The sequence below is a fragment of the Microvirga lupini genome (genome assembly GCF_014191055.1).
Taxonomy (GTDB): Bacteria; Pseudomonadota; Alphaproteobacteria; order Rhizobiales; family Beijerinckiaceae; genus Microvirga; species Microvirga lupini_A.
This window is the reverse complement of the sequence record NZ_JACHWB010000014.1, coordinates 18,165-30,233: the sequence shown is the minus strand read 5'-3', so window position 1 is coordinate 30,233 and position 12,069 is coordinate 18,165. Positions and strand designations below refer to the sequence as shown.

At 65.1% G+C, this 12,069-nt stretch carries 13 protein-coding genes; 8 read left to right on the top strand and 5 right to left on the bottom strand.

Annotation, left to right across the window (positions count from 1 at the left end; all coding sequences use genetic code 11):
• Nucleotides 1-193: hypothetical protein (locus FHR70_RS23785; RefSeq protein ID WP_210277772.1), on the top strand; the 193-nt coding region annotated here is incomplete at its 5' end.
• Here the strand turns inward: FHR70_RS23785 and hmpA are convergent.
• A complete protein-coding gene (gene hmpA / locus FHR70_RS23650; protein WP_183454875.1) occupies nt 194-1,408 on the bottom strand; it encodes an NO-inducible flavohemoprotein in 1,215 nt (404 codons plus the stop codon).
• A gap of 111 nt (nt 1,409-1,519) precedes the next feature.
• Here hmpA and FHR70_RS23645 point away from each other — a divergent pair, with 111 nt between their 5' ends.
• On the top strand, nt 1,520-2,332 hold the full coding sequence (locus FHR70_RS23645; RefSeq protein ID WP_183454873.1) for an alpha/beta fold hydrolase: 813 nt from the start codon (nt 1,520-1,522) through the stop codon (nt 2,330-2,332).
• A 13-nt stretch (nt 2,333-2,345) separates the two neighbouring features.
• Here FHR70_RS23645 and FHR70_RS23640 read toward each other — a convergent pair whose 3' ends face one another.
• Nucleotides 2,346-3,095: a hypothetical protein gene (locus FHR70_RS23640; protein WP_183454871.1), complete on the bottom strand. Its 750-nt coding sequence runs from the start codon at nt 3,093-3,095 to the stop codon at nt 2,346-2,348.
• A gap of 297 nt (nt 3,096-3,392) precedes the next feature.
• Between FHR70_RS23640 and FHR70_RS23635 the strand changes: the two genes are divergently transcribed.
• Both FHR70_RS23635 and FHR70_RS23630 read left to right on the top strand, forming a co-directional pair.
• Nucleotides 3,393-4,277 (top strand): LysR substrate-binding domain-containing protein, encoded by an 885-nt coding sequence (locus FHR70_RS23635; protein ID WP_183454869.1) that lies wholly within the window; start codon nt 3,393-3,395, stop codon nt 4,275-4,277.
• 116 nt (nt 4,278-4,393) lie between these two features.
• Nucleotides 4,394-4,873 carry a cupin domain-containing protein gene (locus tag FHR70_RS23630; RefSeq protein ID WP_183454867.1) on the top strand — a complete coding sequence of 160 codons (480 nt, stop codon included), beginning with the start codon at nt 4,394-4,396 and terminating at the stop codon, nt 4,871-4,873.
• A gap of 303 nt (nt 4,874-5,176) precedes the next feature.
• Here the strand turns inward: FHR70_RS23630 and FHR70_RS23625 are convergent, their stop codons facing one another.
• The gene (locus FHR70_RS23625; RefSeq protein WP_183454865.1) at nt 5,177-6,088 is read right to left on the bottom strand and encodes an MBL fold metallo-hydrolase; all 912 of its coding nucleotides are present in this window, start codon (nt 6,086-6,088) and stop codon (nt 5,177-5,179) included.
• 305 nt (nt 6,089-6,393) lie between these two features.
• Between FHR70_RS23625 and FHR70_RS23620 the strand changes: the two genes are divergently transcribed.
• On the top strand, nt 6,394-7,509 hold the full coding sequence (locus tag FHR70_RS23620) for a tlde1 domain-containing protein (protein WP_246408503.1): 1,116 nt from the start codon (nt 6,394-6,396) through the stop codon (nt 7,507-7,509).
• A gap of 102 nt (nt 7,510-7,611) precedes the next feature.
• Nucleotides 7,612-8,703, top strand: a complete 1,092-nt coding sequence (locus FHR70_RS23615; RefSeq protein WP_183454863.1) for an alginate lyase family protein — start codon at nt 7,612-7,614, stop codon at nt 8,701-8,703.
• Between the two features lie 11 nt (nt 8,704-8,714).
• On the opposite strand, the gene FHR70_RS23610 is transcribed toward FHR70_RS23615, so the two are convergent.
• Entirely contained in the window at nt 8,715-9,095 is a 381-nt protein-coding gene (locus FHR70_RS23610; protein ID WP_183454861.1) for a DUF6455 family protein, read from the bottom strand.
• A 163-nt stretch (nt 9,096-9,258) separates the two neighbouring features.
• Here FHR70_RS23610 and FHR70_RS23605 point away from each other — a divergent pair, with 163 nt between their 5' ends.
• On the top strand, nt 9,259-10,209 hold the full coding sequence (locus FHR70_RS23605; RefSeq protein WP_183454859.1) for a carbohydrate kinase family protein: 951 nt from the start codon (nt 9,259-9,261) through the stop codon (nt 10,207-10,209).
• On the top strand, nt 10,206-11,138 hold the full coding sequence (locus tag FHR70_RS23600) for a pseudouridine-5'-phosphate glycosidase (RefSeq protein ID WP_183454857.1): 933 nt from the start codon (nt 10,206-10,208) through the stop codon (nt 11,136-11,138). Before FHR70_RS23605 ends, FHR70_RS23600 begins: the two co-directional genes overlap by 4 nt.
• 3 nt (nt 11,139-11,141) lie before the next feature.
• Here FHR70_RS23600 and FHR70_RS23595 read toward each other — a convergent pair whose 3' ends face one another.
• Nucleotides 11,142-12,056 (bottom strand): histone deacetylase family protein, encoded by a 915-nt coding sequence (locus FHR70_RS23595; RefSeq protein WP_183454855.1) that lies wholly within the window; start codon nt 12,054-12,056, stop codon nt 11,142-11,144.
• Between the last annotated feature and the right edge of the window lie 13 nt (nt 12,057-12,069).

The following is a 12,069-nucleotide window of genomic DNA, read 5'->3' as shown; positions in this document are numbered from 1 at the left end:
GCGCGAAGAGGCATCTCGGCTCTTCCTTCCCACCATCCATCATCGAGCCGGGCTGCCCTACGCGCCACCCTCGATCTCACCCACAGGCTCGCAGCACCCGCTGCGGGCCCCAGAGCGCTGGCTGTTCGATGCTGCCGGATCAGCAGGCGGCACAGCTTCGTTCACGCTTCCGGCACTCGGTCGATGGGCCTGACTAGGCCGCGGCGAGGATTTCGTCGGCGGGTCCGAAGAACTCGTAATGGATGCGGTTCGACCGAACCCCAGCCAGCGCCAGCCCGCCCACGAAGGCCCGCAGGAACGGACGTGGACCGCACAGGTAGTATCCCGCCTCGTTCAGCGGCGTGTTGGCTCGCAGCCAGTCCACCGTGATCAGGCCCTCATGATCGTAGTCGTCCCCGAGCCGATCTTCCGGCCGCGGCTCGACATAGAAGGTCGTGGCCCGGATATTGGGATGGTTCTCGGCCAGGGATCGGACGCGCTCCCTCATGGCATGCGTCGCCCCGTTGAGCGTGCCGTGCACGTAGTGGGTGGACTTGTTGGGGTACTTGGCTGCGATCGTCTCCAGCATGCTCATCATCGGGGTCAGCCCGACGCCGCCGCTCAGGAGCACCACCGGTCGCGGCGACTCCTCGTTGAGGAAGAACTCACCCGCCGGTGGAGCCACCTTCAGCACCTGCCCGACATCGGCCGTGTCGTGCAGCCAGCTTGAGGCGATGCCCTGCGGTTCGCGTTTCACCGAGATGCGGTAGATCTCGTCGTTGGGAGCACTGGAGATGCTGTAGTTGCGCTTGAGCGGATGCTGCCCGGGAACATCGATCCAGAAGGTCAGATATTGTCCGGGCTGATGGCGCAGAACCGGTTGCCCGTCCTCCGGCCGCAGCACGAAGGACGTGATGATCTCGCTTTCGCGCTGCTTGCTCTCGATGCGGAAGTTGCGCCAGCCATTCCAGCCGCCCGGGGCGGCCGCCAGGCTGGTGTAGATGGCTTTCTCGCGCCCGATCAGCACGTGGGCCAGGAACCAGTAGGCCTCACCCCAGGCAGCCAGGATCTCGTCCGTGGCGTGTTCCCCGAGCACGTCCTTGATCGCCCCGAGAAGCGCCTCGGCCACATGGGGATAGTGCTCAGGCATGATGTTCAGGCCGACATGCTTCTGGGCGATCCGCTCGACGGCCGGTGCGAGCGCGCCGAGATTGTCGATGTTCTGCGCGTAAGCCAGAATCGCACTTGCGAGCGCCTTCGGCTGCGAGCCGGTCTCGCCATGATGCGACTGATTGAAGAGGTCGCGGATCTCCTCATTCTGGAACATGCGCTCGTACATGCGCTTCGTGATCGCCAATCCGTGTTCCTGAAGGGCCGGAACGCTCGCCTTGACGAGATGAACGGTCATGTCACTCAGCGTCGTCGACATGGGACTGCCTCCAAGATCAGGGGTTCGGGACAGGCTAGAATGCAGGATCACTGAGGCTCCCTGAAGGCAGCGCGATTGCCCTGCCCCGCGCCTCTGCGGTACAATGGGCGTATGTCGAACGAGCTGCGCTTCGCGAAGCATCGTCTGCCATCCGGCCTTGAGCTGCACGTGGCCGAGCAGGGTCCGCGGAACGGCCCCGTCGTGCTGATGCTGCACGGCTATTCCGACTCCTGGTTCTCCTACAGGCGCATCCTCCCGCTGGTCCCGCATGACTGGCACGTGATCGCGCCGGACCAGCGCGGGCATGGCGAATCCGACCGTCCCGACGGAGGCTACGCGCCCGCCGACTTCGCCGGGGACGCCCTGCGCCTCCTGGATCGTCTCGACATCGAAAGGGCCGCCTTGGTCGGCCATTCCATGGGGAGCTTCATCGCCCGAGCGGTCGCCGCCCAGCACCCCGAGCGCATCGAGCGCCTGGTCCTCGTCGCCTCCGCTGCGACAGCGCGCAACGCGGTCACTCTGGAGCTGCTGCGGGAGGTCGAGACGCTCGAGGACCCCGTCAGCGAGGATTTCGTCCGCGCCTTCCAGGCCGGCACCATCTCCCGCCCGGTGCCGCCGGAGTTCTTCGAGCGGATCGTGGCCGAGAGCCTGAAGGTGCCGGCGCGGGTGTGGAAGGCGGCGCTGTCAGGCCTCCTTGCATCCGATGACATGGCGGATCTCACGCGGATCCGCTGTCCCGTGCTGATCCTCGGTGGCGAACGGGACAGCGTCTTCTCGCAGGCCGAGCAGGAGCAGCTCGCATCTCGCCTCCCCGGCGCGAGCCTCAAGCTCAGCCCGGATATCGGCCATGATCCGCAATGGGAAGCGCCAGAGGATTTCGTGTCCGATCTGGTCGGCTTTCTTCAAGGACCAGCAATCCGCTAGCCGAGACCGATCTCTACAACCCGGTCTCCTCCGCACCGCTCCCTGGCTCGCCTGATGCGAGGGCGGATCTCCGGATCGCCCGCTCGGCCGCCTCGTCGGCGCATTTCTCCAGATGCGCTCCCTTGTTGATCACCTGGAGATTCGGCGCGCCCCAGAAGGCGAGCAGATCCGGCCAGGGCTTCGCCCGGTGATCGGACCAGACGGCGAAGAGCGGCACCCGATGGTCCACTTCGGCGGTCTTGAGGAGACGGCGGCCGGTGGTGGCGCATTTGCGGTTCTGGCGCAACTTCAATGCCCGAAGGTGATCGGGCGGAGCTGTCCAGAGCTGCCAGGCCACCACGCAGGCCGCGTGCCAAGTGGCGTTCCGGTTCGGCTTGCCGTCATCCCAGAGATCGCAGTGCCAGCCGAGCCGATAGACCGGCTGGCCGCAGACGCAGCAATGCCCCGGACCACGGGCGAAGGCCGCTTCGCGATAGGGTGCCGGGGGCATGCGGAAGGTGAACGGCAGTCCCGTCTCCTTGTCGGAGCCGAGGCGCCATTGCCAGCCCGCGGGCTGTCCGCTCTTGGTGGCAAGCGCCCGCGCCAGGCGGTCGGCCAGGAGCGGCCGGTGCCGCCAGTAGGATTCCACCGCGCGGCGCTGACTCGGCGGGATCAGCGGCTGGCGCAGCGCGTGGGCGAGGACGCAAGGCGGAAAGAGCGCGGAGAGGCGCTTCTCGAGCCGGGCCTTGGCCTTCTGGTTCTTCTCGTCTCGCCAGGTGGACATTCGGGATCGGCCGCTTCGTGTGAATCGCTTTCACGTCTGTAACCGCAAGGCCCGTCGAGGTGAACCGTCCCTCTGTCGAAGGGCAGATCCGCAAGCTCCTCAAGGCTCATCCGCTGCACGGCCGGATGGGACAGGGGATCGTCCTCCCACACCTTCCTCAAGCTCTCTTCGCCGTTCCGTCCGAGGCGATGGAGCATCTGTCTGAGGATGGAGATCATGTTCAGCATGGCTGAATGCTGCGCCCCTCACGGGCTGAAAGAAATGGCGTTTTTCTAAGACCGACTGTAGAAAAACTACATGCGCAACCTGAACCGCTTTCACCTGAACGGACTGCGCGCCTTGGAGTCGGCCGGGCGTCTCGGCAACCTGCGCGCTGCGGCAGAGGAACTTGGCGTCACCATCGGAGCCGTGAGCCAGCAGATCCTCAAAGCCGAGGAGCAGTTCGGACGCCCCCTGTTCGAGCGGCACCCGAAAGGCCTGAAGCCCACCGCCTTCGGGGAGGACGTGCTGCGGTATCTCAGCGCCGGCTTTGCCGAGATATCCGCCGGTCTGGCCCTCGTCGAACGGCGGCGTGAAGGGGTGCTGACGGTCTCGGTCGCGCCGGTCTTCGCGAGCAAATGGCTGGTCTGGCGCCTGCAGCGCTTTCGCGAGCTGCACCCCGACATCCGCATCCGCATCGACGCGGATGTATCGCTGGTCGATCCGGGCTCCTCGGACGTGGACGTGTGCATCCGGGTCGGCCGCGGCGGCTGGGCGAACGTGAAGGCCGAAAAGCTCCTCGATCAGCTCGTCTTTCCCGTGTGCAGTCCCGCCATGGGCGAGAGCCTTCGCAAACCCAGCGATCTGGCTCGCGCTCCGATCATCCGCGAGCCGACGCCGATGTTCGGCTGGAATGCATGGCTTAGTCCCAACGGGCTCGATGAAGCCATCCTCGGCGACGGACCCGTGTTCTCGGACGCGTCCCTGTGCCTGGATGCGGCCGTGGCCGGCCAGGGCGTGTTTCTCGGCTGGGAGACGCTTGCCTGCGACGCCATCAGCATGGGGCGTCTCGTGGCGCCCTTCCCCGACCGCTACGACACAGGCATCTCGTACTGGTTCGTGACCGCGCGGTCCGCCCATCCGACACGGGCCGTGGGCGCGTTCCGCGACTGGCTGACATCCGAGCTCGCTGCGGGAACCTGAAACGGCGCATTTTCTTGACAACCGATCTGAAGGGGCAGAGCCTCTCTCGAGCGGCAAATGTCCGTTCCTGACCGCTTTGTATGCGTTCGCCACATCACCCACATCGGGAGGTCGCGATGCAGCAGCACTTCACCTTAAAAGCAGCGACTTGCGCTTCGGCTCTTCTCTTCATCATTGCCCCCGCCTTCGCGCAGCAGCACCAACACGTCATGGTCAATCCCGGCGACGTCACCTGGAAGGACGGGCCTCCGTCCCTGCCCAAAGGCGCGCAGATGTCGGTCCTCTATGGGGACCCCGGCAAGGACGGCGTGTTCGTGATGCGGCTGAAGCTGCCGGCGAGCTACAAGATCCCGCCGCATACTCATCCTGTGGATGAAGTGGTCACCATCGTCAGCGGCGAGTTCAACATCGGTATGGGAGCCAAAGCCGACCCGGCGGAGATGAAGACCATCAATGCCGGCGGCGTGATCGCGATGGCGCCGGGAACGCAGCATTACGTGCAGATCAACCAGGAAACCGTGGTGCAGCTGAGCACGCGCGGCCCCTGGGGCATTGCCTACGTCAATCCGGCCGACGATCCGCGCAAGTCGCAATAGCCGTTTGCCGCCGACGGGAGACGTAAGAAAGCCCAGGCTCCGGGGCGAACGGGCGGGATGCCTGCGCATCTCTCGCCTCGCCTGCTACGGGCCTGGGCTGATCGGGTCCAGACGGGCACTCGCATCGTCAGGCGAGCGCAGGAACAGGCCATGCCGGATTACATCCGTCCTGACACGGCCTCATCGAAAGCAGCCGGTGACGCCCGCCGCCTCGAAGTCCACAACAATGTCCGCTGGGTCAGCCTGATATGGGGATTGAAATGCCGTTCGCAAGGGGTGGAAAGGCGGTATCCGCTATCAACCTCAATCGCCCCAGGGCGCATTCGGCAAGGCATCGAGCGGGATCTTGAGGTAACGTCTGCCATTGCTCTCCGGCTCCGGCAGACGGCCGCCGCAGATATTCACCTGCAGGGCATTCAGGATCAGTTTCGGCATGGGCAGCTCGCGGTCGCGCCCTTCGCGGAAGGCCACGAACGCCTCCTCGGTGGCAGCCTGCACGAGATGCTTGTTCTCGCGGCGTTGCTGCGCCACCGAGCTCTCCCATTGCGGAGCACGGCCGCCGGGCATGTAATCGTGGCCCGTGAACAGGCGCGTGTCGTCGGGGAGAGCCATGATGCGCTGTATGCTGTGCCACAGCGCCTTGGCCGAGCCGCCGGGAAAATCGGCCCGGGCCGTTCCGCCGTCAGGCATGAACAGCGTGTCGTGAATGAAGGCGGCGTCGCCCACTAGGTAAGTGATCGAGCAGAGCGTGTGGCCGGGACAGAACATCACCTCCACGTCCAGGTTGCCGATCTTGAACCGGTCCCCGTCGCCAAACAGGCGATCCCATTGCGAACCGTCCGTCGGGAAACTGTCGGGCCAGTTGTAGAACGCCTTCCAGAGCTTCTGGACCTCCACCACCTTCGCGCCGATGGCGGTGGGTGCGCCGGTTCTGTCCTTCAGGTATCCGGCGGCCGAGAAATGGTCGGCGTGCGGGTGCGTGTCGAGGATCCATTCCAGGCTGTAGCCCTGCTGTTCGATATAGGCGAGGAGTTCGTCCGCCGAGGTCGTCGCGGTCGCACCGGATTTCTGTTCGAAGTCGAGAACCGGATCGATGATGGCGCAGCGTTTCGTCTCCGGGTCCGCGACGACGTACTGGATGCTGCAGGTGCGCTTCTCGTAGAACCCTTTGACCTCGGGGCGCATGTGCTGTGAGAGCGCAGTCTCGGCTGGCATGGCGGGAATTCCTCTTCAGCACGTTGCGGGTGACGCAACCCGGGTTCACCCATTGGGATCGGAAGCAGCCGTTCGGAGAGTGACCCATGGCCAATGCTACGGTAAGGCGCCGAACGGTACCATGGCGGCAACGAAGGCGAAAATCTTAGCCGGCCCAAGCCGATCTCGACTGCTGATTATCCTGATCTTAACCAAAGTATCGTTCAATCATCAGCAGTAAAAGGACCGCTTCCTCATAGCGTCCCAGAGCCCAGTCGCAAGCTCTGCGTGTCGTGAGAAGCCTGAGTTGTTGCGTAGAGTTTGCCATGGCGCACAAGCCGTATTCCTCTCTTCGTCGCGCCCCGCTCCGCCGGAACCGCAGCCTGCTTCCGATGGCTCTCCTCGTGGCGATCTCGCTCAGCCCCGTGGCCTTCTTTGTCGACTTCGAACCATACGGCGGCACAGCGCCCGAAGCGCCTGTTGCCAGCAGCGCTGGACATGCAGCCCCTGAGCCCCTGAAGACGGCCCTGTCCCTGGACCCGGCTCTGATCAACCCAACCCCCACCCTGCAGCCAGGCGCCCTCGCCTTCAAACAGGAGGCTCCTTCCGCACCCGGCTTCCGCTCCCCCGTGCTGCGGGAAGCCCGCATCGCCCCTCCGGTGCCTATGCCCGAACCGGCTCCGTCGGTGGAGATCGCCCAAGCGGTCGCGCCGGTGCCTGTGATCGTACCCTTGCCGGCGCCACGGCCGGCGGATCTGCGGTCTCCACAGCCTTCTGCCTCTCGCCAGATGGCGAGCGCGCCGGCCGCCGTGACGCCGCGCGTGCCGGCAGCTCCTGCCGTCGCTCCGGCTGACAACCGCAACTTCTTCGAAAAGCTCTTCGGCGTCCGCCCGGCCAGCCCGCCGGATGCGGCCCTCAGCTATGCGGCCCTGGATCGGGGAACGGGCAGCATCGCACCGACCGCCCGCTTCGGCTCCCCGCCGGATCTCGTGAGTGCAGGGACTGCCGTCTATGACATCGTTGCCCAGACGGTCTACATGCCGAACGGCGAAAAGCTCGAGGCGCATTCAGGCCTCGGCGATATGATGGACAACCCGCGCCACGTGAACGTCCGCATGAAGGGCTCGACCCCGCCGGGCACCTACATCCTCACGGAGCGCGAGGCGCTCTTCCACGGTGTCCGCGCCATCCGCCTCAACCCGGTGGGCGGCAGCGCCGCCATCTATGGCCGCGACGGTATCCTGGCCCACACCTACCTGCTCGGGCCGCGCGGAGACTCGAACGGGTGCGTCTCCTTCAGGGATTACGACAAATTCCTCCAGGCCTACCTCAGGGGTGAGATTAAGCGCCTGATCGTGACCGCCGGCCGCGGGCAGGACCTGCTGCCTCCCATGGCCAGCAACCGCACAGCCCAGCCGCGCCGCTTCGCCGGAGCGATCTGAGGGGACGCCTCTGGCCTTGAGGCCCTGTGCGCCTAGTTCCTGAACGGACGGCAGCGCAGGGGGAGCGGGACGATGCAGGATGTGAAATCAGCAATGAGAAGAGTGGCGGCGCGTCATGCATTGCGCACTCCCTTCATTGCCACGATCCTGCTCGCCGCATCGATTGGCGCTGCCCAGGCTCAAGGCCCGGGCTATCTCGTGCCTGCCCCGGCCAAGGACAACGTGCAGTCCAAGCCCAAATACGAGTGCAACACGCCCGATTCACCTGTGGTCACTCTCGATACACAGAGCAAGTACAAGCAGGACGACACCCAGCGTGCGACCATCGATGAGGATGCCGAGGAAGCCTATTCAGAGGCGGTCGAGCCGCTGCGCGCCTATGGACGCAATCTGGTCAGGGTTGCGAACGCCTATGTGAAGTCGAACCCGAAGAACACCGCCGCGGCGGCCTGTACACTCACGTGGCTCGATGCCTGGGCCTCCGCAAAGGCCATGACCGACATGCGTTCGAAGCAGGCTCACTTCAATCTGGGTCAGGCTCTCGGCGGCTTCGCGCTGGCCTATCTCCAGGTCCGCAATGCGCCCGGCCTCGCGAACGATCAGAAGCAGCGGGTGGAAACCTGGCTGAAGACATTGGGTCAGCAGCTCGTCGCGTTCATGGACAGGAACAAGGCGACGTCCAGCCGGAACAATCATCGCTACTGGGCTGGGCTTGGCGCCACGGCAGCAGGTCTTGCCTCCGGTGACAAGCCCCTGACCCGCTGGGGCCTCGACAGCGCCCGCATCGGCCTTGCCCAGATCACACCTGAGGGAACATTGCCGCTTGAGGTGAAGCGCGGCAAGCGCGCCCGCGACTACCACATCTTCGCCGCCGAGCCCCTGGTGACCACCGCCGAACTGGCACGCAGCCAGGGGATCGATCTCTATGCCGAGAACAATGGAGCCCTGCAGCGACTGGTGGACAGAGTGCTGGCCTCATTCGACGATCCCGCTTTCTTCGAGAAAGCCACCGCCACCAAGCAGGAGGCATTTCCAGGCGACGGCAGCATCCCGTCATCCCGCATCGCCTGGCTCGAGATCCATCAGAGCCGCCGGCCCTCGGCGCAGGCCGAGGCCGTGCTGAGCAAGAAGCGCCCAACAGGCTCAAGCGAGATCGGCGGCAACACGACGCTGCTGTTTCATGGCCCTGAGTGAGGGCCTGATGTCTACGCGATCCGCTTTCCCTGCAATTCCTGCAGAGTCTCGGCGTTGGGACAGTATTCCGAAAAATGAGCCGGCGCCTGCCCATGGGCGAGATCGTCCCTGCAGCGGACGGCCGTTGTGCATCCCGAACAGGTCAGGCTCATGTCACGCATGAGGGCAGCATGGATCTGCCGGACCTGCTCAGGGTCGAGGGACAGCGCCTCCATGAGGCGCGGCAGCTCGGCAGCGGCATTGGGCCCCCGGGCTACGAGGACGGGCAGCATATCCGCCGATATCCCGATGTCACGGGCCAGCGCGTCCCTCTGATCCTTGTCCAGAGCATCAAGCTCGTGCGCCTGCGCCCAGTTCGCCTGCCATTGCCTGATTGTTGTGCCTAAACCCATGGTCGCCTCCTCCATGTTCCGGAGAAAGACTACGCGAGAGGGGCGTCCCGTGCTTTGATCCAGCGCAAACGGGCGTTACTCCAAGTGAACTCTTCCGCCATTGCGGCCTGCCCGGTCTTTGGGCATACCCACGGCGCAGGAGTTCGGAGAGCATGTCTGACGAATGAAGCCGGAGATCAGCATCACATGCATCGGCGGGGCTGCCGTCGATCGCAAATACCGGGCGCTGGATGCTATCCGGCCCGGAACATCCAACCCCGTTCTCTCCGAGCGCTCCTTCGGCGGCGTAGCCCGCAATGTGGCGGAGAACATCGCCCGGCTCGGTGTGAGCGTCTCCCTGGCATCGATCCTGGGCAAGGACGAGAACGGACGCGCCCTGCTCGACGATCTCGAACGCCTCGGAATCGGCACACACTTCATCGCCTTCTCTGATAAGCATCCCACGGCAGAGTATGTGGCGGTGCTGCAGCCCGATGGCGAGCTGGCCCTCGGCTTGGCCAACATGGGGATCTTCGAGGGGCTGACCCCTGCCCTGCTGCGCAAGCTGGAACCCGATCTTCAGACAGGTTGGGTCTTTGCCGATTGCAACCTGCCGTCCGAGACCCTGCACGTTCTCATCGACATGGCTCGCCGACTTTCGCTCACGCTAGCCATCGACGCTGTCTCAAGCCCGAAGGTCGCTCGCCTGCCACGGGATCTGACCGGTGTCGGAATGCTGTTCCTCAATCTTGACGAGGCTCGCGCTTATCTCGGCGAGCCCGCAGCGTCTCCCGAGGAAGCGGCGGCACGCCTTCGTGCCTGCGGCGCCGAGCATGTCATGCTGACTCTCGGCGAAGCCGGTCTCGTTGCGGCCGACAGCTCGGGCAACCATCGGATTGGCGCTATCGGTGCGACAATTGTCGACGCGACGGGTGCGGGCGACGCCCTGATCGCCGCCACTCTCGTGGCGCTCCTGAAGGGACATTCCCTGACGGAGGCTGCCCGCCTCGGAACCGCCGCTGCGGCGCTGACGGTGGAGAGCACGTCGAGCGTCCGTTCCGATCTGTCCTTTGCCTTGCTGGACACCACTTTGTCCCTTAGAGCGGATGCCATTTCCGAACGGGAACCCTCATGAACCAAGACATCGCCGGCCGTTTTCTCGACATCGCACCCAATGTGCAATCGGCTCTCGCGGCGGGCGAGGCTGTCGTCGCGCTCGAATCCACCATCATCACCCATGGCATGCCGCACCCCCAGAACGTCGCCACGGCGCGGGAGGTGGAAGCGGTGGTGCGAGAGAACGGTGCCGTGCCGGCGACGATCGCGATCATCGAGGGGCGCATCAAGATCGGGCTGTCGGACACGGAACTCGACTGGCTCGGAACTGCCAAAGACGTGATGAAGCTGAGCCGGGCCGACCTACCCTATGCGGTTGCCTCCAGGCGCCATGGCGCGACGACCGTTGCCGCTACCATGATCTGCGCCCATCTTGCCGGCATCCGGGTCTTTGCAACGGGCGGCATTGGCGGCGTCCATCAGGGCGTCGAGGCAACCATGGACATCTCGGCGGATCTCGACGAGCTCGCCCGGACGCCCGTAGCGGTGGTCTGCGCCGGGGCGAAGGCCATCCTCGACCTGCCGCGGACGCTGGAATACCTGGAGACGCGCGGCGTGCCCGTGGTCGGCTATGGAACGGACCGTTTTCCAGCCTTCTGGAGCCGCATGAGCGAGCTGCCCGTTCCCCTGCGCCTCGACACGCCTGAGGCCATCGCCGACCTGATCCGCACCAAGGAGGCTCTCGGCCTCGAAGGCGGCGTTCTCGTGGCCAATCCCGTTCCGAGCGCCGAAGAGATTCCCGCTGACGAAATGAGCGCCTTCATCAATGCGGCTATCGCCGAGGCAAAAGCCCGCGGCGTTTCCGGCAAGGCCGTGACGCCGTTCCTGCTGTCCCATCTCTTTGAACAGACCAGCGGGCGGAGCCTCGCCACCAACATCGCGCTGGTCAAGAACAACGCCGCGCTCGCCGCGCAGCTGGCTGCCTCCCTCGCTCGCTCTAGCGCGTGAGGATTAACCGTTCGCCTCGCTCCACGCGGCCATCGCCTCGAACGCGATGGCGTGCCGCCGGGCCAGGGTGTCGATATCCGTGGAGTAGCCCCCGCCGATGACGGCGACCATCGGAATGCCACGGCTGCGGGCCTGCTCGATCACGTAAGAATCCCGTCGGCGCAAACCTTCGTCGGTGAGATCGAGCCGTCCCAGCTTGTCGTCGCGGTGCGGGTCGACGCCGGCATTCAGAAAGACGAGGTCCGGCTCGATCGCGTCGAGAAGGCGGGGCAGATGGGATTGCACGACATCCAGATAGGCATCGTCCTCCATGTGATCCGGCAGGCCGACATCGAGATCGCTCGGGATCTTGCGCACAGGATAGTTCTTCTCCGCATGAAGGGAGAAGGTGAAGAGATCCGGCTCGTCGCGCAGGCAGTCCGCGGTGCCGTCACCCTGATGGACATCGAGATCGACGATGAGCGCCCGCTGGATCGTGCGGTCCGCCTTCAGCGCCTTGGCCGCGATGGCGACGTCGTTGAAGACGCAGAAGCCTGCTCCCGTTTCCCTCTGCCCATGATGGGAGCCCCCGGCGGTGCTGCCTGCAAGGCCGTGCTGGAGTGCCAAGCGCGCCGCAAGCAGCGTTCCGCCGGTCGACGTCCGGGCGCGGCGAACGACGCTTTCGCTGACTGGAAGGCCGATGCGCCGCTCGATCTCGCGCGGCACCGAGCAGGCGAGGACCTGATCGACGTAAGCTCGCTCGTGAGCCAGCGCGATCAGATCCGCAGAGGCCTCCTCCGGCACCACGAAGCCATTGGGAGCAAGGCCCTTCTGCGCCAGCACCTCCGCCAAGCGCCCGTATTTCATCATCGGGAAGCGATGATCGTCAGGAAGCGAGGCCACATATGCCGTGTGGGAGACGATGGGGACCTGCTTCATGGCTTAAGCCTTG